The sequence below is a fragment of the Arthrobacter sp. 10T419 genome, assembly GCF_056394105.1.
In genome coordinates, this window is record NZ_JBFTHF010000003.1 from 412,358 (window position 1) to 435,897 (window position 23,540).

Consider the following 23,540-nt stretch of genomic DNA (forward strand, 5'->3'; position numbering starts at 1 on the left):
CTACTGCACACGGACACTCCAGCCCTCGAGCACGGTTCCTGCGCTCGTACCTCTCTGGGCTGGCCATTTGGCGGAGGGGTTGCTACGGCTTCCGCCCAAGGATGACGTCCTCCCCAGTGTCTGGCGTCGTGTACTTGCTTCCCGAGGAGCATGTGAGTCCCGTGCCGGCCGCGTACGCGAGGGCGCACTGGGCGATGCCTGCGCTGTTGCTTCGCCGTACAGAAGTCCTCCGGGAGCAATTCAATGCACGTCGTCGGGCTGGCGTCCGGGCCCGTGCCGGAGGGCCGCAGTCGCCCAGCTGACGAGAGCGATCCGGGCCTGCACTTGTCCTGGTGAGCTTTCGGGCCTGGCTCCCGGTAGTGGCCATAGTCTTCTTCGTTGAGTCCAGATTCTGGCTGCGAGATTTGGTATAGATCGTCGGACTATAACGGCCGGTCGATTGGTTTGAGTCAGACCGCGGATCCCTCACGGTGCTTGCGAACGCAGGTAGCCAAGCGCCAAAAATGCCTTCCGCAGCCACCACGGCCCGCTCTCCGGAGTGTCGCCGGAAATCATTGCGCCCCCCGCCTTCCGATCATGTCCGTCCTGTCAGCGGGCCTTCCCCAGAGTTTGCTGCCCGAGTGGCAGGCCAGCGTCATATCCCCATCGATAGCCTTGCGGTGAACGTAGCGCCTGCCAGGGTGCGGATGGTGCTGCGCAGGAATGGGACCGAACTGCCCGTAGTCCCCTGGCGCCGAGGGCAGGTGCCTTCCCGGCAAGATATTCATCCGCCTATCCAAGGAGCTTAGGAGGTGTCGAACGTAGGGCGGTCGCTTGAGCGCTACCACCCCGAAGCTGACCGGTAGCCGGAAAGTCTTTTCGGCGATTCATCGTAGAGGCTGTGTGTCGTGGAATGCGTTTGCTGGCGGACCCATAGCGGCTACTTGTCACTGCCCTGGCGGAGACCTAATGGGCGGAAAAGAACTGCTAAGGGGTTCCTAGGCGGTCGTAGAGGGGCGGGCGAGCGGGCGTTTCACGTGAAACATCGTCGGATGGGCTGAGGGTTGGGAAGCGGTGGGATGCCTGTGATGGGCGCTGAGGTACTTCCGCAGCGCGGAGGGAAGGAAGGTCGATGGCCAGTTTGCTGCGTAGACGGGTCCCTACGCTGCGTGTTTCTTGTTTCGCTGGCGTTTAGCGGCATCTCATGGAACGGGACCGCGAGACGGCGGCTGGCTAAGAGCTGCATTGCGGGTGAGCGTACGGTGCCACCACGCGCCCGAGGGCCCCATAGCGGGGTATTGATAGTGAACTACCGTTACAGCTCAAACAGAAGAGCGGAAGGATGTAGGGTTGCTCTCGTTCTGGGGTAGCGGCGATAGATTGTTCGACGTGTCCGAAGGATCATGTTTCACGTGAAACATGATGCGGCGGCGTGGAACGTGCATTGATGCAGTAAATGGGCCCGGCGCTAGGATCTCGGTCCTGTGCGATCGTCTATCAACACCTTCATCAGGGATACAGATCGCCCTATCCACGCTCCAACCGGCGGAATGCTCGCGTGCGGTGACACTGTGTTGAGATGCAGCTGCGGCAATTTTGGACAGCATCTCTGTCCCCTTCCAACGTCCTGGGGCCCTGTGCACTAGGGGCCCTGCAATGCACGGTTTCGAAGGTGGCGCTGGCGAAGACGCGCAAACACGGAACCTCTCGGAACCAGCAACCGGTCAACGGTTTCACGTGAAACATGACCATGCCCGGCGGCGGTAGCACATCAGGAAGGGCGGGGACCGCGCAAGTTTAGATCTTCGACCCAATACAGCTATGAAGATCGGTACAAAGGGGCCAATCCCGACCCGGATTGGTTTCTTTTGCACCACACCCGCCCCACCGGCACGTGAAGGTCGTGTTTCACGTGAAACATTGCCCACGGCGCACGAATTCGTACCGCGCAATGCGGGAAGCGCTCCATTCACACGAGTCACCAAGCACACTGCTGATCTAGCCGGAGGATGCCGCAGCTTGACGTCGCGCAGCTCGGGGTCGGAGGCGCCGACACAACATTGGGATTCCGAGCCCGCGCGGTCGGCCAGCCACTGCCGGCCCCCCGGATGAACCATTCGAACAGCAATATCGCGCCTACCCCTGGTTGGGCCGGCACGTGCACAGATTCGCGTGCTGTTTAGGCTAAAACCACCGCATCAATCAACGGGATAATGTTGCTTTCCAGCAGTAGGCCCAAAGATCTTCACGGAGGTGGCGTGGAACAGGCCCGGGCCGGTCCGGAGGTACACAGGCGAACTCCTCAAGAGGGGCAGCTCCGGCGGCGGCAGGCAACCCTGCCCAACTCCGGCATGCACCCGGCGGCCTAGTCCGCCTGGCCGCCTAGTCAGCCCGACGGACTAGGCCTGGTGCAGACTCGGCCCGGCCATCCAACGGCCGACCTGGTCCTCTGTCCGCCCACTCCCCGCCCGCCCGGGCATCTACCTGCCGCCAAGACTCCGTGGCATAAGCCCAGGATCTTGATCGCCGCATGCACCCAAGTAATTGTTCCGTCCGGCACGCAGCCGCAGAGTGGGTTACCCCGTCAGGCGCGGCCTCCCGAGCTTCGGCCCTTCAATCCGGCTGGCCGGCACAGGACAGTGCGGAGCCCCGCGGTGCCGGGAACCAAAAAACGCTGGCCCCTACTCAGTGAGTGGAGGCCAGCGTTACGGCCGGCCCCATAATCGGGCCGGCCAGGACGTTCGTTACAGGCTAGGACAGCACGTCTGCGAATTCCTTTTCAAAGAACTGCTTCGGCCTGGCGCCGATGACTGTGCTCTTCACTTCCCCACCCTGGAACAGGTACACGGCCGGGATGGAGGTGATGCCGTACTCAGCAGCGATGGCCGGGTTGTCATCGACGTTCACCTTGACGACGTTGACCTTCTCGCTGTACTCGACCGAGATCTCGTCGAGGATCGGCCCAAGCTTGCGGCAGGGACCGCACCATTCGGCCCAGAAGTCCACGATGACGGGCTTGTCGGCTCCCAGCACGTCGGTGCTGAAGCTAGCGTCTGTTACATCTTTAGCGTTGCTCATAACCTTGTCTTTCTCTTAGATGCTTGCCGTTCGCCGATCAGGCGGGGAGGTCTGCGAGGTAGTGTTCGACGTCGAGCGCGGCGACACAGCCCGAACCCGAAGCGGTGATGGCCTGGCGGTAGGTCGGGTCGATGACGTCACCGGCAGCGAAGACCCCCTTGACGCTCGTCTTGGAAGTACGGCCCTGGACGGCAATGGTGCCTTCGGGTGAAAGATCCAGTTTGCCTTTGACGAGGTCAGTGCGGGGATCATTCCCGATCGCAACGAAGACTCCAGTCACGGCGAGCTCGGTTTCGGTGCCGTCAATGAGGTTCTTCAACCGCAGGCCGGTGACCTTGTCGCCTCCCAACACGTCCTCTACGCCGCTGTTCCAGATGAAGTTGATCTTCTCGTGGGCGAGGGCGCGGTCGGCCATGATCTTCGAAGCGCGGAGGGTGTCGCGGCGGTGAACCACAGTGACGGACTTCGCGAACTTTGTCAGGAACAGCGCCTCTTCCATTGCCGAGTCACCGCCGCCGATGACGGCAATGTCCTGATCCTTGAAGAAGAAACCGTCGCAGGTTGCGCACCAGCTCACGCCGTGGCCCGAGAGTCGCTTTTCGTTCGGAAGGCCAAGCTCGCGGTAGGCAGAGCCGGTCGACAGAATGATGGACCGCGCCTGGAAGGTCTCCCCCGTGCCGATGGTCACGGTTTTGATGTCGCCCTCGAGATCCAGTTCGGTGACGTCCTCAAACTGGATTTCCGTGCCAAAGCGCTCGGCCTGCTTTTCGAAGTTTTCCATGAGGTCCGGGCCCATGATGCCATCCGGGAAGCCGGGGTAGTTCTCGACGTCGGTGGTGTTCATCAGCTCTCCACCGGCGGTGACGGAACCTGCCAGGAGCAGCGGCTTCAGGTTGGCGCGCGCCGTGTAGACCGCGGCGGTGTAGCCTGCGGGCCCGGAGCCGACGATGATGACATCACGTACTTCGGACGCGGTGTTTTCTGCGTTGCTCACTAAACGGTGAACCTCTTCCTTTGTCGATGCGCCCGCCTGGGTGGCCGGCCACATGGCACAACTAATGTGGGCAGCTGAATATTCCACCCACACCGGGCGCGGCACAGCCGCGCCCACCACTCAGGGTACCGGTAGCCACGGGTTTGGACCCTTTGCTTTCCCGCGGTTACGGCCTGGGACGTGGGGCAGTTACTGGATCTTGATCTCGGCCAGGCGCAGGCCGTAGCCGTAGCGGGTCTTGGGTGCGGCCAGCTTGGGCAGGCTCTTGATGGCAACGATCACGTACTGTGCCTTGACCGGTTCCTGCAGCGGCATGGTGAGCTCCGGGGACGTGAAGCTGTTGCTGCCCACCTGCTTGGCGCCGTCGAGCGTGGGACGGTCGTTGGTGAAGATGCTGATGTTGCCGCCGGACGCGCCGAGCTGGCTCAAGGTCACCGAGGAGATCTGGGCCGGGCCCTTCAGCTTGACGACGAGCGGCACGCCGTCGGGAGCGAAGCCGCCCCAGCCGTCGGTGGCAAATTCCATGTCGGACCAGTAGCTGGCGGCGTTGCCGTCGTAGGTCTTGACCAGGTCGCCGTCGTAGGTAGCGGCGAAGTCGAAGTTGCCCTGCCGGGTGACTGACTCGATAGCGGGGGGAACCGCGGCCGGCGGCGCACTCTGGGTGGCGGAGGGCGTGTCCGACTTCGTAGGCGCGCTGGTGGACGCCGTGGTCTTGGCGGCCTGGGGCGTGCTGCCCTTGAAGAGGCCGCCAAGGTTGGTGACGGCGAAGATCAAGCCAATGACCAGCACGGCGGCCAGCAGGGCGCCGACGAGCCAGCGCAGGGACCGCGGTTCGCGCCGGGGTGCGTCGTCGTCATCATCGTTGTCATAGTCGTCGTAGCGGTCCTCGGAGGCACTCTTCTTCGCGAAAGCCGGGAAACTTCCCGCCGCGCGACCTTCGCCGGCGCCCTTCGCACTGGCTGCCTGCATCGCCATCGTCCGCTGATCAGGCTGGGCGTCGTCGTAGTCGTCGTCCTCCCAGCGGGAGACCTTCGGCGCCTCGGGGGCGGCCTTGCTCGGGACGGGCTGTGCGGCCTGAACGGGCTGGGCGGCCGTTGGCTGCGCTGTAGCTTCCTGCGGCGCAGTCTTCGGGGAGCTCGAAGCGTTGGCCGCGGCAGCACCGGCAGCACCGGCGGCGGCCCCGGCAGCTGCCGCTCCGGCACCACGGGCGCCGGCGGCCGGCGAGGCCGTCGGCGGAGCAGGAACGCGCTGCGCGGGCGCCGCCGGCGTCGGGGGCAGCTGCCCGGCCTGGCGCTGCTGCTCTCCGTAGTTGATGTACCCGGCGTCGACTTCCTCGTCGTCGTAGAGTCCGTCGTAGGTCTCAGGTTCGTTGGAGCGTGGCTGGCCGAAGATTTCGCTGCCCAGCGTGTCGGTGAAGAAAGGCTCGACGTAGGGCGGGTTGGAACTCACCACGAGGTCCAGCAGGTCCGCGGCCGAAGTGTGGTTGGTGATCAGGTAGGTGGCAGCGTCGCTGACTCCAAGGTCAAGGATCTGGACGTGGCCGGGCCGCTCGCCGGTCGCCACTTCGCGGGCGCTCTGGGCGACCTGGTCGGCGTTGCCCGGGCCGGCTACGAGGATGCTCACCGGCCGATTCAGTACCTGATCCACTCCGTCCAGCACCAGATCCTGGTCATGCGAGGTCAGAACCATGGCAGTGACCTTGTAGCGGCCGCCAAGTACTGATCCGACATCGATCGGGTGGGACACGGGCTCCTCCTAGACTGTCCGGGAACTGCCGGCCTCGGCGACTTCGTCAGTCACCTAAGGCCCCCGGTAAAGCCGGTTGACCCTTGGTCTGCAACTCCCCTTGTTAGTCTTCGATCCTAGCCGATGCAGTGTCCGCGCCGCGTGATCCCGGCGCCGGGCGCATGAAAGGCGTCATTTCTTCCTTCGCCGGTCGAACGGGAAGTAAGGGTTGTGACCGGCCTGGCCCTGGTAGGTCCGGCGCCCCGGCAGCGGAATTTCGGCACGGCCCTGGCTGCCCTGGGCGGTGCCGGGGAGTTCCTCCTCGGGAAGGTAACCGCCGTCGGCCGCCCAGCCCCGGACATCCCCGCTACCCAGGTCGGGGCCGGCACGGAAGGAGGCGGCGTCGAATTCGCCCGAGATCCGGGGAATCAGGCCGGTATCCACCGATGTGGTGGCGCGTTCCGGCGCCGGGCGGGGCGGTGCCGGAACTTCGCGCGCGACGGCTTCACCGGCGCCCGCTTCGGCTCCAAGCTCCGGCGCGGTTTCCGGGCCGGGGGCGGCGGGAGTGCGCCGCAGGCGGCCCAGCAGCGGCTGCAGCAGGTCCTGCAGTTCCGTAACCCGGAGGACTTTCAGCAGGACAAAGTAGACGGCCAGCATGACGGGCCCGACGACGACGACCGTCACCAGGGCTGCGGGCCGGCTGCTCCAGGCGAAGCCGTCGGCCTGGTAGCTGCCCATCAGCCACAGGGCGCCAGCGCCGGCGATGGCCGAGCCGAGCGCGGCGTAGCCCATGCGGATATAGGAGCTGGCCACACGCGGACCGTCGAGGTGCCCGAGGAGCCGGCGCAGGAAGAAGGCGCTGACCATGACCGAGAGGATGTTGCCGCCGGTGTAGAGAATCGCGATCGCGAAGATGATCTGGTCAAAGGGCAGGAACTGGATGAAGAACGCCGACACCACGTTGACCAGGGCCAGCACCAGCTGGATGAAGAACGGGGTCCGCGCATCCTCGTTCGCGTAGAACACCCTGGACATCATGAAGTTCGCGCTCATGAACGGGGTGCTGAGCGCCAGGATGGTGAGCGTCTGGGCCAGCATGACGCCGTCCTGTTTGTGGCCACCCGAGAAGAACATGCCCAGCGGTCCCGCGAGGGCGAAGAGCGCCAGTGCGCCGAAGACCGTGGCGACGGCCATGGTGCGCAGGCCATGGGACAGGGCCCGCCGGAGCTCGGCCCGGTTGCCGTCCTGGGAGGCGCGGGTCATGCGGTTGAACAGCACCGTGGCCAGCGAGAGCGCAATGATGGAGTGCGGGAGCAGGTAAAGCTGGCTGGCCACTTCGAGCACGGCGTTGCCGGGCAGGGTTGCCGCCGTGGCGTGGTCCCCCGCGCGTTCCAGCCGGAGCCGCTCGGCACCCGGGATCGTGGCGATGCGCATGACATAGAGGAACGCCAGCTGCCCCGCGGCCGCGGTGGCCAGCGTCCACACACTCAGTTTCGCTGCCTGGCCCAGGCCCACCCCGCGCCAGCCGAAACGCGGCCGCAGGCCCAGCCGCAGCCGGAAGACCGGGACCAGCAGGATAGCGGTCTGCGCCACCACGCCAATCGTGGAGAACCCCGCCACCAGGAAGGTCTGGAAAGAGCCCCAGTTGTCGAGCGTGTGCGGATTTATTTCGTTGGCGCCAAGGATTCCGATGAACATGCCCAGGCCGGCAATCGCGACAATATTGTTCAGGATCGGCGCCCACATGGCCGGACCGAAGGCGCCGTTGGCGTTGAGTACCTGGGTGAGCAGGGCGTACAGGCCGTAGAAGAAGATCTGCGGAAGGCACCAGAACGCAAAGGCCACAGCCAGCGACTTCTGCTGCGGCGAATAGCCCTGTGTGGTCAGTTCAATCACCCACGGCGCAAGGAGGGTCACCAGCAGCGTCAGGGAAAGCAGCACGACAACGGCCAGGGTCAGCAGGCGGCTGATGTAGTCCGCCCCGCGGTCCGGCGCCTTGCTGGCCTTGATGATCTGCGGCACCAGGACGGCATTGAACACCCCGCCGGCCACCAGCAGGAAGATCAGGTTTGGCAGGTTGTTGGCGTTGATGAAGGTGTCGGTGACCGTGGAGCCGAGGCCCAGGGCGGCTCCCAGCATCCAGGTCTTGCCGAAGCCCAGGAAACGCGAAACCAAGGTTCCGGCGGCCATGACGGCGCTGGACCGCGCCTCTCCGGCGTGGGCGGCCTGAGGGGCGGCAGTACCGGAGGTGACGGACTTTTCGGAATGGGGCTTGGCGGCAGACATTATCTTCATCGTCTCACCCGGGCGCGCCTTTGTGCGTAATCCGGACTCCCGGGCGGCGCGGGTTGCCGGCCGTCCGGCCGCCGGTGGTCCGGCGCGGAGAGGCCGCAGCCGGAAGCCTTAGCGGTGTTCGGGCAGGACTTCCCGGGCGAGGTCCGCGATGCGGCGCTCATTCGGAAAGGAGAGCTTGCGGGCGAGCTCGTGGATGGGGACCCAGGCGACGTCCACGGCTTCCTGGTCCGGATCGTTCTCGATCGTCAGTTCCCCGCCGGTGGACTGCAGCAGATAGTGATGGACGGTCTTGTGGACGCGGTGCCCGCTGACGGTAAACCAGTAATCGATGCTGCCGAGCGGTGCGAGGATCTTGCCCTCGATCCCGGTTTCCTCCGCAATTTCGCGGACCGCGGCTTCCTCGTTGCTTTCCTTGCCCTCCGGGTGGCCCTTCGGCAGGCACCATTCGAGGCGGCCGCCCCGGTTGAGGCGCGCGATGATGGCGACCCGCAGCTCGGCGTCGGAGGTGTCCACCACGACGCCGCCGGCGGAGATTTCCTCGACGGTCGGCAGGGAAGCCTGTCCCGGGTGCTGCGCAGGCGCGACGTTGGCACCGATTGCCGATGGCAACGGTGCGTTTGTCCTCCTGCCGGGAGCGCTCGGTACGGGATGGGCCATGAAGTCCACTCTAACGACTCTTGCCCGGACTTGATGACCTAAACATGACAGGAAAGTGGCCGGGCGGAAAACTGGATTGACGCATCCGCCTCTTCGCACCGTGGCCACCGGCGGATCGGGGACCGCCATGGTGTGGTGCTGGCCGGGATTTCTGACAAGCTTAAGAGACTATGGCGCACGCACATCACCAGACTGACTCCCACACTGTCGATTTCCAGGTAGATCCGGTGGTCCTCGAGCTTGGGCAGCGCTTTGTCGACGCCGGTCACGAACTCTCCCTGGTGGGCGGACCCGTCCGCGATCTCTTCCTGGGCCGGGTCTCGCCGGACCTGGACTTCACGACGGACGCGACGCCGGACCAGACGGTTGCGCTGATCAAGAAGTGGGCGGACAACTACTGGGAGATCGGGCGCGCCTTCGGGACGATCGGCATGCGCAAAGCCGGGTTCCAGATCGAGATCACCACCTACCGCGCGGAGGCCTACGATCCGGAATCGCGCAAGCCCGTGGTGGCGTTTGGATCCTCGCTCACCGATGACCTGCTGCGCCGCGACTTCACCATCAACGCCATGGCCCTGCGGCTGCCGACGCTGGAGCTGGTGGATCCGTTCGGCGGCGTCCGGGACCTGCACTCCTCCACGCTCGCGACTCCCGGCTCGCCGGAGGACTCCTTCTCCGATGACCCGCTGCGGATGATGCGCGCCGCCCGCTTCGCCGCCCAGTTGGGCGTGAGCGTGCACCCGGACGTGCGCCAGGCGATGACGAAAATGGCCGAGCGGATCAAGATCATCTCCGCCGAGCGCGTGCGGGACGAACTGGTCAAGCTCATCTGCGCCGCCCGGCCCCGGACCGGCGTGGACCTGCTGGTGGAGACGGGGCTGGCGGAATTCGTGCTGCCCGAGGTCTCCGCCCTGCGCCTCGAATCCGATGAGCACCACCGCCACAAGGACGTGTACCAACACTCCCTGCAGGTCCTGGAACAGGCCGCGGCGCTGGAATCGGAGGCTGACGGGCCGGTGCCCGGCCCTGACTTCGTGTTGCGGTTCGCTGCCCTCATGCACGACGTCGGGAAGCCCGCCACGCGCCGCTTCGAGCCCGGCGGGGCGGTGAGCTTCCGCCATCACGACATGGTGGGGTCCAAACTCACCTCGAAGCGGATGAAGGCGCTCCGCTTCGACAACGACACCATCAAGGCTGTGGCCAAGCTGGTGGAGTTGCACATGCGCTTCTACGGCTACGGCGATGCGGGCTGGAGCGACTCGGCGGTCCGCCGCTACGTCACCGACGCCGGCCCGCTGCTGGAGCGCCTGCACCGGCTGACCCGCTCGGACGTGACCACCCGCAACCAGCGCAAGGCCGAGAGGCTCGCCTTCGCCTACGACGACCTTGAGGCGCGCATCGCCGCCCTGCGCGAGCAGGAGTCCCTCGAGGCCGTCCGCCCCGACCTCGACGGCGGCCGGATCATGGCGCTGCTGGGGCTCAAACCGGGGCCCGTGGTGGGGCGGGCCTACAAGTTCCTGCTGGAGGAACGGATGGAACACGGACCGCTGGAGCCAGCCGTGGCCGAAGCCAAGCTGCACGAATGGTGGGCGGCGCAGCCGGAAGCTGCCGCCGTCGACGTTTCCCCAACAGAGGAGTCCTAAGTGATTGCACCTTCCAACGCCCCCCGCCCGCAGCTCTGGATCCTGCGCCACGGCGAAACGGAGTGGTCCAAGAGCGGGCAGTACACCGGCCTGACCGACCTTCCGCTCACGGTGGAAGGCGAGCAACAGGCCGTGGAGGCGCGGAAGGTGCTCGACGCCGTCGACTTCGACCTCGTCCTGACCTCGCCGCTGCGCCGGGCACGACGGACCGCGGAACTCGCGGGATTCCCGGATGCCCAGCAGGAGCCACTGGCCGTGGAGTGGGACTACGGCGAGTACGAGGGCATCAGTTCCGACCTGATCCGCAAGGACAATCCCGACTACCTGATCTGGACCCACGGGGTTCCCAACGGGGAGTCCCTCGACGACGTAGCCGCCCGCGCTGACAAGATCGTGGCCCGCGTGCTCGAGTCCGGCCTGGACAATGTGCTGATCGTGGCGCACGGACACTTCTCCCGGATCCTTACCGCCCGCTGGCTGGGACTCGACGCCCACGAGGGCCGGCACTTTGTGCTTGGAACCGCGAAAGTCTGCACGCTTGGCTGGGACAAAAAGACACCTGCCGTCGTCAGATGGGGACTATAAAACCCCGCTTGGAAAAGTTTTTGCAGAATCTTTATGAATTCTGTGGCCAACGGGCACATTCATGATGTATTTTTATTCCTGACCCCAGAGCGACTTGCCGGGGTCACGGCGCGCGTCGCCCGGCCAGTCAGCCGGAGCCACGGCAGAACAGAAAAGGAGGTTGGGAAAATGATTACTTTGACTAGCGGATGGATGTACACCTTCACCGCCACCCCGGCCTCTGTCGTTGCCGCGCGCCCGAAAGTCGGACTGCCCGCCTGCTGATTTCCGCGCTCCCGGCCTGAAGCCGGCGCAGAAGGATTGCCAGGTCCATCCCTCCGGGGTGGCCTGTACGGAACGGTCTGACCCAGCGGAACCACGCGGTTGCGCAACATCCCCATAGTTCGGAACCCAGCTTCTTGTTGGGGTTGCGGCGCCATGCGTCCAGGGGCCATTCTTCCGCTTTGCGGGATCCCTCAATTAATGCCGGGCATTTCTTTGCCTAATTAGGGTCTTATTCTTCCATTTCCAGGGGCCTTAATTGTCATGCCCAATTACTTTCCATTTCCGAAAGCAACGAAAGGTCAACCGTGACTATCGCAACGAGCTCCACCGCCCGCGCCGCCACCCGTCGGGGCCCGCGGAACCAACGTCTCCACCATGACTTCCGAGGGGAGGTGACCACCATGATCCGAAAACTGCAGGACGTACTGATCTTCAACTCGCACCCGGTGCGCAAGGACAAGACGCAGTTCAACGCCCAGCTGCTTGAGCAGCGGCGCGAAGACATCTTCCTCGCCATGCACCAGATGGGACTGATCCGCTGATGACAAGCATCGGAACCGATCCGCAAGGAGCCCACGCGGCGACGCGTGGGCTCCCCCATTTAACCGCCGTTCTTGCCGCCGTGGCCATCCGCGGACTTGCATCCGGGTCCTGCCGCCGCACAGTACGGCGGCCCCGGTAAGCTCGAGGCATGCAGGAGACAATGCCGCCGGAGAACCGCAAGCGGACCCGACTGGTAGTCCCAAGCCGCAGCGACCTGCTGCTGCGGAATTTCACCGAACTCATCGGTGGCCCGCTCGGCCGCCGCACGGCCCCCGGCGTCGTCTCCCCCGGGCTCTTCACCGTGGAACGGGTCCTCGTCCTGCTCACCGTCCTGGCCGCCCTGGCGGGGCTGCTGCTGAAGGGGTACTGCCGCAGCAAGGGCTGGGAATCCCCCGGCCAGTTCTACGCGACCTGCTACTCGGACTTCCCCGAGCTGTTCAAGAACCGCGGTCTGGGCGACGGGGCTTTCCCTTTTGTCACCGCAGGCAGCTTCTTCGAATATCCCGTGCTGATGGGCTTCATCGCCGGCGCCACTGCACTCCTGGTTCCCGGTGAGGGCGTCAGCAATTCCCGCGTCCTGGCCTACTTCGACGTCAACGCGACCCTGATCGCCGCCGTCTGGATCGTCACCGTGCTGGCCACCGCCCGCACCGCCCGACGCCGGTCCTGGGACGCCGCCATGGTGGCCCTGGCCCCGGGCATCGTCCTCGCCGGCTTCATCAACTGGGACATGTGGGCCGTCGCGCTACTGGCCCTGGGCATGTACTTCTTCTCCAGGAACAAGCTGCTTCTTGCCGGCCTATTCATTGGCTTGGGCACCGCGACCAAGCTCTACCCGCTGCTGATCCTGGGCGCGGTCCTGCTGCTGGCGCTCCGCACCGGCAAAATTCGCGCCTTCCTGGTCACCGCCGGCGCCGCCGTCGCGACCTGGCTGGCCGTTAACATCCCGGCCGCCGCGGGCGACCCGGCCGGCTGGAAGTACTTTTACCAGTTCACCGAATCACGCCCGGCGGGCTACAGCTCACCCTGGTTCGCCTACAACCTGGTGGCCGGACGCCTGGGCTGGAAGCCGCTGGAAGCCGAGGTCATCAACGGCCTGGCCCTCAACCTCTTCCTGGTCGCCTGCGTGCTGATCGCCGCCCTTGCCCTCGCGGCGCCGCGGAGGCCGAGGCTGGCCCAGCTGGTGTTCCTGATCGTGGCCGCCTTCATCCTCACCAACAAGGTGTATTCACCGCAGTTCGTGATTTGGTTGATCCCGCTGCTGGCGCTGGCACGGCCCAGATGGCGGGATTTCCTGATCTGGCAGTCCATTGAGGGCCTGCACTGGGCCGCCATCTGGATGTACCTCGGCCAGGTGACCAGCGGCGGCGCCACACAGCACAACATCGACATGCCGTACTACGTCCTTGCCGTCCTCGCCCACATGCTCGCCACCGGCTACCTCATGGCGCGTGTGGTGTGGGACATCCTCGACCCGAGCTACGACGTCGTCCGCCGCGGCGGCACCGATGACCCGCACGGTGGCCCCTTCGACGGCGCCGCCGACTGGCTGCGGCTGGACGTGCGGCGCCCCGCAGCGTCCGTGCTGCCGTGGCGGCGCGCCCATGCGGACGCTGAGTCCCGTGCCTGACGTCGCCGTCGTCGGTTCCGGTCCCAACGGGCTGGCCGCAGCAGTGACAATGGCCCGGGCGGGGCTCGCGGTGCACGTCTACGAGGCGGCTCCTTCCGTTGGCGGCGGCCTCCGGACCACGGAACTCATCGAGCCCGGACACTTCCACGACGTGTGCTCGGCGGTGCACCCGATGGCCCTGGCCTCGCCCTTCTTCCGCGAGTTCGAGCTGTCCGGGCGGATCCGGCTGGAGGTACCCGAACTCTCCCACGGTGCACCGCTTGACGGCGGCCGGGCGGCGCTGGGTTACCGCTCGCTGGAGCGGACGGTGGCGGCCCTGGGCCGCGACGGCGAAGCTTACCGGCGGCTCATGTCCCCGCTGGTGGACCGGCTCGAGGGCGTTGCCGATCTGACGCTGAACCAGCTGCTGCGGATACCGCGGCAGCCGGTGGCGGCCGGCATGTTCGGACTACGCACCCTCGAGCAGGGTACCCGCTGGTGGGGCGCGAGGTTCCGGGACGAGCTGGCTCCGGCCCTGCTCAGCGGGGTCGCCGCGCATGCCGTGGCCCCCCTGCCGACGCTGCCCGCGGCCGGCGCAGGCCTGCTGCTGGGTGCGCTGGGGCACGCTGGCGGCTGGCCGATCCCGGTGGGCGGATCCGCAGCCATCGCGCGGGCGATGGTGGCGGACATCGAGGCCCACGGCGGCGTGGTGCAGACCGGGGTGCGGATCGGCTCGTTGGCGGAATTGCCTCCGGTCCGGGCCACCCTGCTGGACGTGGCACCGCCCGGACTGCTTCGGATTGCCGGCAACCGCCTGCCGCCCGGCTATACCCGCGCCCTTGAGTCGTTCCGCTTCGGCAACGCCGCGTGCAAGGTCGATTTCATCCTCTCCGGTCCGGTTCCGTGGGCCGCTGCGGAACTCGCCGACGCCGGCACCGTCCACGTGGGCGGCACCCGGGCCGAAACCGCCGAGGCGGAACACCTTGTGGCCGCCGGCCGGCACCCGGAACGGCCGTATGTCCTGGTCTCGCAGCCCTCCCGCTTCGATGCCGGCCGCGCCCCCGCCGGCCGGCACATCCTCTGGAGCTACTGCCACGTTCCGGCCGGGTCCACGGTGGACATGGGCGAGGCCGTCACCGCGCAGCTGGAACGCTTCGCCCCCGGCTTCCGGGAGCTGGTGGTGGCCTGCCGCGTGACGACGGCGGCGGGACTCGCCGAGTACAACGAGAACTATGTCGGCGGCGATTTCAGTGCCGGGGCGATGGACCTGCGGGGCATGTTCCGCCGGCCGGTGCTCAGCCCGGTGCCGTGGCGGACCCCAGTTCCGGGCTTGTACCTCTGTTCCTCGTCGACGCCGCCCGGACCGGGAGTGACCGGCATGCCCGGCCTCCACGCCGCCAGGCACGCCTTGAAAGACATCTTCGGGATGCCGGTCCCTGGGCTGGGCCGCCAAGAGGCCAGTCAGGGCCCGGCCGACCCCGCCTAGGGTGCCGGCGCGAGCATTCCGGCGGCCGAAAGGCGGCCGTCACGCATCGTCGCCACGGCATCGGTGTAGGAAATCATCCCGGTGTCGTGCGTGACCATCAGGGTCGCCACGCCGAACTCATCCGTGACCTGGCGGAGCAGCCGGACGATCTCCGCGCTCCGCTCGTGGTCGAGCGCCGCCGTCGGCTCGTCGACCAGCAGCACCGCGGGGTCGGCCATCAGGGCACGGGCAATGTTCACGCGCTGGCGTTGGCCGCCGGAGAGCTGGTGCGGGCGTTTGTCGAGCACGGATCCGAGGCCCACCCGTCCCAGCAGTTCCGCGGCCCTGATCCTCGCAGCGCGGAGCGGCTCGGCCCGCAGGTGGGCGGCGATCACGAGCTGTTCGGCCGCGGTAAGGGACGGCAGGAGGTTCGGCTGCTGGAAGATGATGCCGATGCTGTCCCGTCGCAGTGCGGTCCGCCCCGCATCCGGAACGGCGCCGGCGTCGCGGTCCGCCACGATGACTGACCCGGCCGTGGGCCGGACCAGGGTGGCGGCCACGGCCAGCAGCGACGATTTTCCCGAACCCGAGGGCCCCACCAGCGAGACGAATTCGCCACGGTGCACCTCCAGGCTGACGTCGTCGAGGGCCCGCAGGACCCCCTCGCCATCTGGGTACTCCAGCGTGACGTTGCTGAGCTTCAGTGCGGTTTCCATACATATGCCTTTCAAGGAATGTTCGTGTGCTCGGGGAAGGGCGGTGTGCGCCGGGGTTTTCAGTTGCCGCCGAGCGCCAGCAGCGGGTCGATGCGGGTGATGCCCCGCACCGCCAGCGCGGCGCCCGCGAGGCCCAGGACGACGATCCCGGCGATCGGCAGCAAGGTGGTTTGCGGTGTGGTGAGGAACGGGGCGGCCCGCGCGGCGAGCAGGCCGCCGAGTGCACCCGCCGTGCCTCCGGCGGCTGCCCCGGCCACGAGGACGACCGCGGCCTGCACCATGGCGTCCTTCAGCACATAGTTCGAGGAACCGCCCAGGGCCTTGAGCACAGCGATGTCCCGCGTGCGTTGCACAGTCCACACGGTCAGGAAGGCCACGATCACCAGCGCGGAGATGCCGTAGAGGAATGCCTGCATGAGCATGAGCGAACCGTTCTCGCTGCGGTAGGCGCCAAGCGCCTGGAAGGAGCCCTCCCGGGTGGCGCTGACTGTTCCGGCGGCCTGGTTGGCTGCGGCGACATCGACGTCGGCGCCGTCGTCGAAGCTGACCGCGATCACGGTGCCGAGGGCTTCCTTCCCGGCAAGGTGGGCCAGCTTCCGCCAGTCCGCCAGCGTGGTCCAGACGACGCCGGTGTGCGAGTACCACTGCTCCGGCACCACGGCCGATACCCACAGTTCGGTGCCGCCCACCGCGACCCGGCTGCCGACGGTGAGGCCGAGCTCCTTGGCCAGAGCGGCCCCGACGGCCACGGTGCCCTCGGCCGCCGGGGCCGGGGAGAGGCTGCTGCCGGCGCCGGTGCCGAAGACGGCCACATTCGCCGTCCCGGCCGGGACTCCCCCGGCACCGAGGACCTGCAGCCGGCCCTGGCTGATGCCCAGGGGCTCGGCCTTGCTGACGCCGTCGCGGTCAGACCAGCCGGCAACTTGGGCGCCGGTGACCTCGGATTCGGTGAAGGAGGCCTCGGGGCTGCTGCCGGCGGGTGCGCCGAAGACAAGCTGGTCCGCGGGCAGCCCCGCGATGGCGGAGGTCGACTGGTTGCCGAGCCCGGCGGTCAGTCCGGAGAGCATCACCAGCAGCAGGGTGATGAGGGCGACGACGGCGCCCATCAGGGCGAAGCGGCCCTTGGCGAAGCGGATGTCGCGGATGGCGAGAAACATGGGTGTCCTTTTTCTGGTGGTTGTTGGCCTCCCTTCCACTCTCCCGGCGCGGGGCGGCCGTGCCATCAGGCCTGGGGATGGTCCGCCGCGGCCGTCGGGTTGATCCGGCAGTCAACCAAAAGGTTGATCCTGGCCCGCCGGGCCCCGGTCCCGGCCCGTTTCCGGGGAACTGGCGGCCGCCCGGCGCTAGGCTGAAAGCATGGACGGCAGAAGCAGCGGGGCGGAGGGGAACCCCACGGACGCGGCCGTCATCCTGCGGGTCCTGCGGGTCAGCCTGCACGTGGGATTCGCCGTGCTGCTGCTCGTGGCGCTGGTCAGGCTGCTGGCGGCCGGGATCCACGGCGCCGGCTGGCTCAGCCTGGGCCTGGTCCTGTGCCTTGCCGGTGTTTACCTTGCGGGCACGGCGCTGGAGAAACGCCACTCGGTCCGGCCGGGACGCTTCGATCCGCGGCCCTATTCCACCTGGTGGCTGGCTGCTGTCTGCCTGCTCTGGCTGCTGCTGGTCTGGGGCAGCGCAGACTTCGTCTGGCTCGCCTTCCCGCTGTTCTTCCTTCAGCTGCACCTGCTGCCCAGGGGTCCGGCTCTGGCCGCAATCGCCGCCAGCACGCTGCTGGTGGTCACGTCGCTTTGGTTCCACAACGGCGGTCCGGGGAACGCCCTGCAGCTGCCGATGCTGCTCGGACCGGGTTTCGGAGCAGCATTCGCCGTCGTCACCGGCCTGGCCTACCGTGCGCTGTACTCGGAGGCAGAAAATCAGCGTCTCGCGGCTGCGGAACTGCGCCGCACCCGCGCGGAGCTTGCCCGCAGCCAGCACGACGCCGGAACCCTGGCGGAACGGAGCCGCCTGGCCCGCGAAATCCACGACACCCTGGCCCAGGGCTTCTCCAGCATCATCCTGATGGGACGCTCGGCCGAGCAGGCGCTGGAAGCCGGAGACACCGGGACGGCCCGGAACCGGCTCCGGACCGTCCAGGAAACCGCGGCCGCCAACCTGGCCGAGGCGCGCAACTTTGTCCGCGGCCTGCAGCCCCCCGAGCTTGAACAAAACCCGCTCGTGGACAGCCTGCGCCGGCTGTGCGAACAGACCGAAACAGAGGCGGCCGCCCGGGGCAAGGCCCTGCGCTGCCGCCTGGAAATCGACGGAACCCCGGCGGAACTCCCCAACCCGTACCGGACCACCCTGCTTCGCGCCGCGCAGGCCAGCCTCGCCAACGTGTGGGCCCACGCAGACGCCCGCACCGCCGTCGTAACCCTGTCCTTTTTGGGCACCGAAGTGGCCATGGACATATTCGACGACGGCGACGGCTTTGACCCCTCTGCGGTGCCGGACCGGGCCGACGGATCCGGCTACGGGCTGAAATCGTTGCGGGACCGGGTTGCAGCGCTGGCCGGGACCATCGACCTCGAATCCGCGCCCGGGGACGGCACGGTAGTGGCCATCCGGCTGCCGCTCGGGAAGGAAGAACCGTGAACCAAATCCGCGTCCTCCTCGTCGACGACCACCCCGTCGTCCGCGCCGGCCTGCGGGCCATGCTCACGGACTTCGAGGGCATCACCGTCGCCGCGGAAGCGGCGGACGGAGCCGCCGCCCTGGCTGCGCTGGCGCGCCTGCGCACCCTGGGCGAGCCGGTCGACGTCGTACTCATGGACCTGCAGATGGGCGCCGGCATGGACGGGGTCACCGCGACGGGCAGGATCAAAGCCGGCGAGGCCGGGACGCCAGGGCCGCCCGTGCTGATCCTCACCACCTTTGATTCCGACGCGGACATCCTTGCTGCCGTGGAGGCGGGCGCGAGCGGGTACATGCTCAAGGACGCGCCGCCGGAGCAGATCCGCCAGGCGGTCCTGGCTGCCGCTGCGGGCCAGACAGCGCTGGCGCCGGAAGTAGCCGCGCGGCTGCTGGGGCGGATCCGGAACCCCGAGCCGGCCCTTTCCGCCCGGGAGATCCAGCTGCTCGAGCTGCTGGCCACCGGCCTGGGGAACCGGGCCATCGCCAGGCAGCTGTTCATTTCCGAGGCGACGGTGAAGACGCACCTGGTGCACATCTACGGGAAACTGGGCGTGGACAACCGAACGGCCGCCATCGCTGTGGCCGCGCAGCGGCGGATCATCCGCCGGGGCTAGCCACAGGTGGGCGGCCTGCCCTGCGGGCCTGGTCCCTGTGACACGAAGCTGTCCGTGCCGCGGGGCATAATGGCGCCATGGGGAAAATTCAGAAGCTCTCGCTCGCTCTTGTCGGTCTGGTCCTTGGCGCCTCGCTCGTGGCGTGCGACGACGGCCGCTCCGGCGCCCAGGATGCGGCGAAGCAACTGGCCTCGGCAGTCGCGGCGCTCGACGTCGGTTCCGTGGCCTTCGACGGCAAGGATTCCGGCCAGGCGAACGAGCGGCTCAAGGCGGTCTTCAAGGCGCTTGACCCGGCAAAACCCACCGTTACCGCCGGGGACCTGGTGCTGGAGAAGGACACCGCCACGGTCCCGCTGGACTACAGCTGGAAGATCGGCGCAGGCGAGTGGAAGTACACCGTGTCCGCACAGCTGAAGAAGGCGGACGGCAAATGGCAGACCGTGTGGAGCCCGGAGCTGCTGGTGCCGGGCCTCGCGGACACTGAAGTCCTCGGAACCTCCAGCGATTCCCCGCAGCGGGCCGATATCCTCGGCGCCGGCGGCGCAAAGCTGGTCACCTACCGGCCGGTGGTCCACGTCGGCATCGACAAGGCGCAACTGGAAGCCGCGGATCCGGCCGGCCCCGCGGGCAAACTGGCGCGGCTGGTGGGCGTGGACCCCGCCGCCTACACCAAGCAGGTCACGGACTCCGGACCGTCGGCCTTCGTCGCGGCGATCACGCTGCGCCAGGCCGGCCGGACCATCACGGATGAACAAATCGCCGCGATTCCCGGCGCCCGGGCCATCCCGGACTCGTTGCCACTCGCGCCCACGCGCGGCTTCGCCCGCGCCGTGCTGGGCACCGTGGGTGAGGCCAGTGCCGAGCAGATCGAAAAGTCCGGCGGTGCACTCCGGGCCGGAGACACCACCGGCACCGGCGGCCTCCAGCAGCAGTACGACGCCCAACTGCGCGGCACCAGCGGCATCCAGGTCTTCGCCCAGACCGAGGGCCTGACCGCGGAACAACGGCAGGAACTTCTCAACAACGGCCGCCGCGTCCTGTTCCAGGAGCCGATGAAGCCCGGAACCCCGCTCAAGACCACCCTGGACCCGCGGCTGCAGCAACTGGCCGAGGATGTGCTGGCCGACGTCGGTCCGGCGTCCGCCGTCGTCGCCCTCCGCCCCTCCAGCGGCGCGGTCCTGGCCGCCGCCTCCGGCCCCGGCAGCAACGGCTACGACACCGCCCTGCTCGGCCAGTACGCCCCCGGATCCATCTTCAAAATCGTGGACTCGCTCGCGATGTTCCGCAACGGGATGACCCCGGACTCCAAAGTGGACTGCCCGCCCACCCTCACCGTAGACGGCCGGACCTTCAAGAACGCCGAGGGCTACCCCGCCTCCTCGCTGGGGTCGGTAACCCTGCGCGACGCCTTCGCGCATTCCTGCAACACCGCCTTCATCAACGCCCGGGGCAAGGTCAGCCAGGCCCAGCTCGAGTCTGCGGCCACCTCCCTCGGTGTCGCCGTGGAGGCGCCATCGCTGGGCGCTGCGGCCTTCCTGGGATCGGTCCCGGGCGAGGCTGAAGGCACCGAACACGCCGCCTCCATGATCGGGCAGGGCAAGGTACTGCTCTCCCCGCTGGCGGCCGCCGTCATGGCCGGGTCCGTCGCCAAGGGCGCGCCGGTGTCGCCGCAGCTCGTGCTCAACCCGAACGCGGCGGCCGCGGGAAGTCCGGCACCCTCTGAGGGACCGACGGCGGCGCCGTCGTCGTCCGCCCCGGCACCCGCAAAGTCGTCCGGCAAACCGGTGACCGCCGCGGAAGCGGCGTCCCTGGCGGACATGATGCGCGCCGTGGTGACCTCGGGCCACGCCGGCTTCCTCGCCTCGGTGCCCGGTGCCCCCGTCGGCGCCAAGACCGGGACCGCCGAATTCGGCAAGGACAACCCGCCGAAGACCCACGCCTGGATCGTGGCCGTGCACGGAGACCTCGCGGTCGCCGTGTTCGTGGAAGACGGCGGCCTCGGCGCCACTACCTCCGGGCCGCTGCTCAAGGAATTCCTGACTTCCGCCGCCGGCTAACGGCGGACGGTCCGAAAGGGCCGTGGGAAGATTGCCGTGTGGCTCATATTGACGTTCCTGCCTTCAAACTGACTACTTTTTGAGGGCAGCAAGAAGGCCCCTGTCACGGACTGTCACCGTGATGCGGATTTCACCGACAGGGGCCTAACGCAAGGCGGCAATCTCAGCGGATTGCTGCCCTATGATTCTATCACTCCCGCTGGAGGCAGTGTTCGGGCATCCGGGACAGGAACTCCCCGCTCCTGGTCCGAAGGAACTGGTGCATCAGGCTGTCCGGCAGGACCAGATACTCGCGCCGGACGAACTCGGGCACCTGCATGATGGTCCCGCCCTCCCCCAAAGCCATCCTGTGATGAGCGCGGGACGCCTTGACCCTCTCACCGAGGGCGTAAAGCAACTCCTCGGCCCGCCAGAGCCTCTGCCCGGTGGTCGAATAGGTCGGAGGCAGGTCAGTCCGGTGGCCGGTGGCGTCCCGGGGGTGTCCCGAGGCGTCCACCAGCACCGGCTTGTGGCCTTTCCTAAGCCGCTTCATCTTCCGATTTTACCGGGATTTGAGCCTCAGAAACAGCCCTCAGATCGGCATTGTCGAGGTCTTCGAGGTCTCGGATGGTGAGCACCTTGCAGGCTGCCTCGGTGACCAGCTTCCTGAAGGCTGATCCCGCGCTCATGCCGCCTCCAGTTCCCGGGCTGCCCGGCGAGCCAGAATGCGCTGGAAGGCATCGCTGACGTTGGACTGCTGCTCCGGCGTCAGCTCGACACGCTTAGCCGGATCGGAGCGGAAATCACACGAGGAGCAGAGCGGCCCGGTCTTGGACGGCGCTTCGTCGCCCCGGTAGGCCCCCCATCCCCACATGCACCGCTCCTCGGCCACGTTGCCGGTTGCAAGCACCTCGACCTCCAGGTCTTGGATTTCGGCTGCCACCTCCGGGTGCAGGTGGCCGATGCGCTCCAGCTCTCCAACCTCCGCGAAGGCTCCGCACAGGCACTCGCCCGACATCCCGAGCTCGTCGGCCACCGTGTTGCGGGGAACGGCGAAGTGCTCGCGGTACTCCTCCAGGTCAGCCTTGGTCCAGTTGGCCAAGGGCGAGGCCCAGATGACGGAATCCACGCGCTCGTGCTCGGGAATGCTGTTGCGGCGGGTCGATTCGGCCTTGCGGCGCCCGGCGATGAACAGGACGCGCTGTTTGCGCCCGTTCGAGACCAGTTCCCGCCTGGCCATGCGCAGGCCGCGCTCTTTGAGCTGCTGGTACATCTTGAAGTGCTGCCCCGGCCCGGGGAATCCGTGGGCCAGAACATGGTCCCGGTAGGACTTCTCCGGGGTCTTCTCCAGCAGCGGCAGCCCGAGCGCAGCACACCGATCACGGACAAACTGTCTCGTGGCCTCGATCCCGATGGTGGTGTTGGCGTGGACGGCATGGGTGGCCACACCCAGACGCACCATCAGGTCCGCCAGGGTGCTGGAGTCGTTGCCGCCCGAGAACAGGACGCAGTTGGCCACCAGATCGTGCTTGTCCCCGAGGTGTGTGCTCACTGCCTCCTTCAGGATGCGCTCGGCGTCGGCAATCTTGGCCTGCAGGTTCAGGCTGAGCCCTGCCTCCACTACGCCACCGACTTCAGGGCTGCGTTGACCGCGCTGACCACCACCGGGCGGTAGCACTCGGCCAGGTGTGCGTACCACTCGCCGTGCTCGTCCTTGACGGCGGCAATCGCGGCGTCCACCGCTGCCTCGCGCTTGGCGTGCTTGGGGTGGATGACCCGCTCGTCGCCCCACCAGAGCGTTGGCACCGCGAGATGGACCGTCAGCGGGATGACGCTTCCCTCGGGGACCGTGACGTGGGGGTTGAAGGGGTAGGCCGTCGAGGGCATGATCCCCTTCTGCGTCAACCGCCTGGTCAACTCCTTGACGGCCACCCCCAGCCCGCCGTCCTGCAGCAGGATGACCGGGACGTTGTTGTCCTTGCCGAACATCGCGGTGCCCTTGGTGTTGAAGTCACCCCAGCTGCCGTAGCGGACGACGGGCGTGATGGCTGCCAGCACGTCCTCCTTGGTGAACTCGACCGTTTCGGTGTTCCCAAGGAACAGGGCCGTGACGTGCGCTTCCGGGTCGGTCGATCCGTCGAAGTAGGCGGGCCAAACGACGGCAATTCCTGTGTGACTCATTTCTGCTCCTGCTCTGCTTGGTAACGCTGGCGGATTTCCATGCCCACCTGGATGGGCATGGGGTCTGCGAAGTGGATGTCCTGGACGTAGAAGCCCTGGAAGTCCAGCTCCTCACGGATCGCCTGCTGGTCCTTCCACGGGATGTTGGTCAGGTCGAAGAACTGCTCGCCGGGACCAGCCTGCCCTCCGGGGAGCTGCCAGCCGGTGCCCTTGGGGATGGCCCGGATGTAGGTCTTGACGGGGGTGCCGATCATCGCTGCACCTCTTTCAGCTCGTTGACGTTGGAATTGGCTTCGGCCAGGATGAGCGTGCCCTGGAAGTCCGGGTCCGGGCCTTCACGCCAGAACGCGACGTGATCCGGCTTGAACTCGATGAACTGCGCCTCGACGCTGCACCTCTGGCCCTCCCGGTCGAGGAAGGTGAACTTCCTGATCGGCCTCTCCACCGCCGTGGGTGGTGCGGACACTGTTGCTTCCTGCCCGAAAAAGT

The 23,540-nt window shown here is 67.2% G+C and carries 21 protein-coding genes; 8 read left to right on the forward strand and 13 right to left on the reverse strand.

Annotated features, from left to right (window positions below; translation table 11 throughout):
• Positions 1-2,730: 2,730 nt before the first annotated feature.
• The 5 genes from trxA to AC1DBD_RS08255 form a co-directional block, all read right to left on the reverse strand.
• Positions 2,731-3,057 (reverse strand): thioredoxin, encoded by a 327-nt coding sequence (gene trxA, locus AC1DBD_RS08235; RefSeq protein WP_441419141.1) that lies wholly within the window; start codon positions 3,055-3,057, stop codon positions 2,731-2,733.
• Between the two features lie 37 nt (positions 3,058-3,094).
• Positions 3,095-4,051, reverse strand: coding sequence for a thioredoxin-disulfide reductase (trxB, locus tag AC1DBD_RS08240; protein ID WP_476893475.1), 957 nt, complete (start codon positions 4,049-4,051; stop codon positions 3,095-3,097).
• Positions 4,052-4,240: 189 nt separating this feature from the next.
• Entirely contained in the window at positions 4,241-5,797 is a 1,557-nt protein-coding gene (locus AC1DBD_RS08245) for an ABC transporter substrate-binding protein (protein WP_476981804.1), read from the reverse strand.
• 171 nt (positions 5,798-5,968) lie between these two features.
• Positions 5,969-8,062: a murein biosynthesis integral membrane protein MurJ gene (gene murJ / locus AC1DBD_RS08250; RefSeq protein WP_476981906.1), complete on the reverse strand. Its 2,094-nt coding sequence runs from the start codon at positions 8,060-8,062 to the stop codon at positions 5,969-5,971.
• A 117-nt stretch (positions 8,063-8,179) separates the two neighbouring features.
• Positions 8,180-8,728, reverse strand: a complete 549-nt coding sequence (locus tag AC1DBD_RS08255; RefSeq protein WP_441419144.1) for an NUDIX hydrolase — start codon at positions 8,726-8,728, stop codon at positions 8,180-8,182.
• A gap of 170 nt (positions 8,729-8,898) precedes the next feature.
• Here AC1DBD_RS08255 and AC1DBD_RS08260 point away from each other — a divergent pair, with 170 nt between their 5' ends.
• The 5 genes from AC1DBD_RS08260 to AC1DBD_RS08280 all read left to right on the forward strand — a co-directional run bounded on the left by AC1DBD_RS08260 (position 8,899) and on the right by AC1DBD_RS08280 (position 14,858).
• Entirely contained in the window at positions 8,899-10,371 is a 1,473-nt protein-coding gene (locus AC1DBD_RS08260) for a CCA tRNA nucleotidyltransferase (RefSeq protein WP_441419145.1), read from the forward strand.
• Positions 10,372-10,956, forward strand: coding sequence for a histidine phosphatase family protein (locus tag AC1DBD_RS08265; protein ID WP_441419146.1), 585 nt, complete (start codon positions 10,372-10,374; stop codon positions 10,954-10,956).
• A 665-nt stretch (positions 10,957-11,621) separates the two neighbouring features.
• Entirely contained in the window at positions 11,622-11,762 is a 141-nt protein-coding gene (locus AC1DBD_RS08270; protein WP_441419147.1) for a hypothetical protein, read from the forward strand.
• A 149-nt stretch (positions 11,763-11,911) separates the two neighbouring features.
• Positions 11,912-13,393 carry a glycosyltransferase family 87 protein gene (locus tag AC1DBD_RS08275; protein WP_476981805.1) on the forward strand — a complete coding sequence of 494 codons (1,482 nt, stop codon included), beginning with the start codon at positions 11,912-11,914 and terminating at the stop codon, positions 13,391-13,393.
• The gene (locus tag AC1DBD_RS08280) at positions 13,386-14,858 is read left to right on the forward strand and encodes a phytoene desaturase family protein (protein ID WP_476981806.1); all 1,473 of its coding nucleotides are present in this window, start codon (positions 13,386-13,388) and stop codon (positions 14,856-14,858) included. Before AC1DBD_RS08275 ends, AC1DBD_RS08280 begins: the two co-directional genes overlap by 8 nt.
• Here AC1DBD_RS08280 and AC1DBD_RS08285 read toward each other — a convergent pair.
• Together AC1DBD_RS08285 and AC1DBD_RS08290 are read right to left on the reverse strand one after the other, a co-directional pair.
• Positions 14,855-15,553, reverse strand: coding sequence for an ABC transporter ATP-binding protein (locus AC1DBD_RS08285; protein WP_476981807.1), 699 nt, complete (start codon positions 15,551-15,553; stop codon positions 14,855-14,857). The genes AC1DBD_RS08280 and AC1DBD_RS08285 overlap by 4 nt on opposite strands.
• 59 nt (positions 15,554-15,612) lie before the next feature.
• Entirely contained in the window at positions 15,613-16,710 is a 1,098-nt protein-coding gene (locus AC1DBD_RS08290) for an ABC transporter permease (protein ID WP_476981808.1), read from the reverse strand.
• Positions 16,711-16,909: 199 nt separating this feature from the next.
• Here AC1DBD_RS08290 and AC1DBD_RS08295 point away from each other — a divergent pair, with 199 nt between their 5' ends.
• The 3 genes from AC1DBD_RS08295 to AC1DBD_RS08305 all read left to right on the forward strand — a co-directional run bounded on the left by AC1DBD_RS08295 (position 16,910) and on the right by AC1DBD_RS08305 (position 20,891).
• Positions 16,910-18,181, forward strand: coding sequence for a sensor histidine kinase (locus AC1DBD_RS08295; RefSeq protein WP_476981809.1), 1,272 nt, complete (start codon positions 16,910-16,912; stop codon positions 18,179-18,181).
• On the forward strand, positions 18,178-18,834 hold the full coding sequence (locus AC1DBD_RS08300; protein WP_476909572.1) for a response regulator: 657 nt from the start codon (positions 18,178-18,180) through the stop codon (positions 18,832-18,834). The genes AC1DBD_RS08295 and AC1DBD_RS08300 overlap by 4 nt, the downstream gene beginning before the upstream one ends.
• A gap of 77 nt (positions 18,835-18,911) precedes the next feature.
• Positions 18,912-20,891: a penicillin-binding transpeptidase domain-containing protein gene (locus tag AC1DBD_RS08305; protein WP_476981810.1), complete on the forward strand. Its 1,980-nt coding sequence runs from the start codon at positions 18,912-18,914 to the stop codon at positions 20,889-20,891.
• Between the two features lie 190 nt (positions 20,892-21,081).
• Here AC1DBD_RS08305 and AC1DBD_RS08310 read toward each other — a convergent pair whose 3' ends face one another.
• The 6 genes from AC1DBD_RS08310 to AC1DBD_RS08335 are packed head-to-tail and all read right to left on the reverse strand — an operon-like array spanning position 21,082 to position 23,517.
• Positions 21,082-21,423, reverse strand: a complete 342-nt coding sequence (locus AC1DBD_RS08310; protein WP_476981811.1) for a hypothetical protein — start codon at positions 21,421-21,423, stop codon at positions 21,082-21,084.
• A complete protein-coding gene (locus AC1DBD_RS08315; protein ID WP_476981812.1) occupies positions 21,410-21,559 on the reverse strand; it encodes a hypothetical protein in 150 nt (49 codons plus the stop codon). Before AC1DBD_RS08315 ends, AC1DBD_RS08310 begins: the two co-directional genes overlap by 14 nt.
• A complete protein-coding gene (locus tag AC1DBD_RS08320; protein ID WP_476981813.1) occupies positions 21,556-22,491 on the reverse strand; it encodes a phosphoadenosine phosphosulfate reductase family protein in 936 nt (311 codons plus the stop codon). The genes AC1DBD_RS08315 and AC1DBD_RS08320 overlap by 4 nt, the downstream gene beginning before the upstream one ends.
• Positions 22,491-23,051 carry a hypothetical protein gene (locus AC1DBD_RS08325; protein ID WP_476981814.1) on the reverse strand — a complete coding sequence of 187 codons (561 nt, stop codon included), beginning with the start codon at positions 23,049-23,051 and terminating at the stop codon, positions 22,491-22,493. Before AC1DBD_RS08325 ends, AC1DBD_RS08320 begins: the two co-directional genes overlap by 1 nt.
• Positions 23,048-23,305, reverse strand: a complete 258-nt coding sequence (locus AC1DBD_RS08330) for a hypothetical protein (protein ID WP_476981815.1) — start codon at positions 23,303-23,305, stop codon at positions 23,048-23,050. Before AC1DBD_RS08330 ends, AC1DBD_RS08325 begins: the two co-directional genes overlap by 4 nt.
• Positions 23,302-23,517, reverse strand: a complete 216-nt coding sequence (locus tag AC1DBD_RS08335; protein ID WP_476981816.1) for a hypothetical protein — start codon at positions 23,515-23,517, stop codon at positions 23,302-23,304. The genes AC1DBD_RS08330 and AC1DBD_RS08335 overlap by 4 nt, the downstream gene beginning before the upstream one ends.
• Positions 23,518-23,540 lie beyond the last annotated feature (23 nt).

Excerpts from the sequence above, each read along its gene's own strand:
- AC1DBD_RS08325 (WP_476981814.1), bottom strand. The coding sequence starts at position 23,051 with ATGAGTCACACAGGAATTGCCGTCGTTTGGCCCGCCTACTTCGACGGA.
- AC1DBD_RS08315 (WP_476981812.1), bottom strand. The coding sequence starts at position 21,559 with ATGAGCGCGGGATCAGCCTTCAGGAAGCTGGTCACCGAGGCAGCCTGC.
- AC1DBD_RS08270 (WP_441419147.1), top strand. The coding sequence starts at position 11,622 with ATGATCCGAAAACTGCAGGACGTACTGATCTTCAACTCGCACCCGGTG.
- AC1DBD_RS08295 (WP_476981809.1), top strand. The coding sequence starts at position 16,910 with ATGGACGGCAGAAGCAGCGGGGCGGAGGGGAACCCCACGGACGCGGCC.
- AC1DBD_RS08290 (WP_476981808.1), bottom strand. The coding sequence starts at position 16,710 with ATGTTTCTCGCCATCCGCGACATCCGCTTCGCCAAGGGCCGCTTCGCC.
- AC1DBD_RS08275 (WP_476981805.1), top strand. The coding sequence starts at position 11,912 with ATGCAGGAGACAATGCCGCCGGAGAACCGCAAGCGGACCCGACTGGTA.
- AC1DBD_RS08255 (WP_441419144.1), bottom strand. The coding sequence starts at position 8,728 with ATGGCCCATCCCGTACCGAGCGCTCCCGGCAGGAGGACAAACGCACCG.
- AC1DBD_RS08260 (WP_441419145.1), top strand. The coding sequence starts at position 8,899 with ATGGCGCACGCACATCACCAGACTGACTCCCACACTGTCGATTTCCAG.
- AC1DBD_RS08330 (WP_476981815.1), bottom strand. The coding sequence starts at position 23,305 with ATGATCGGCACCCCCGTCAAGACCTACATCCGGGCCATCCCCAAGGGC.
- trxA (WP_441419141.1), bottom strand. The coding sequence starts at position 3,057 with ATGAGCAACGCTAAAGATGTAACAGACGCTAGCTTCAGCACCGACGTG.
- AC1DBD_RS08305 (WP_476981810.1), top strand. The coding sequence starts at position 18,912 with ATGGGGAAAATTCAGAAGCTCTCGCTCGCTCTTGTCGGTCTGGTCCTT.
- AC1DBD_RS08310 (WP_476981811.1), bottom strand. The coding sequence starts at position 21,423 with ATGAAGCGGCTTAGGAAAGGCCACAAGCCGGTGCTGGTGGACGCCTCG.
- murJ (WP_476981906.1), bottom strand. The coding sequence starts at position 8,062 with ATGTCTGCCGCCAAGCCCCATTCCGAAAAGTCCGTCACCTCCGGTACT.
- AC1DBD_RS08285 (WP_476981807.1), bottom strand. The coding sequence starts at position 15,553 with ATGGAAACCGCACTGAAGCTCAGCAACGTCACGCTGGAGTACCCAGAT.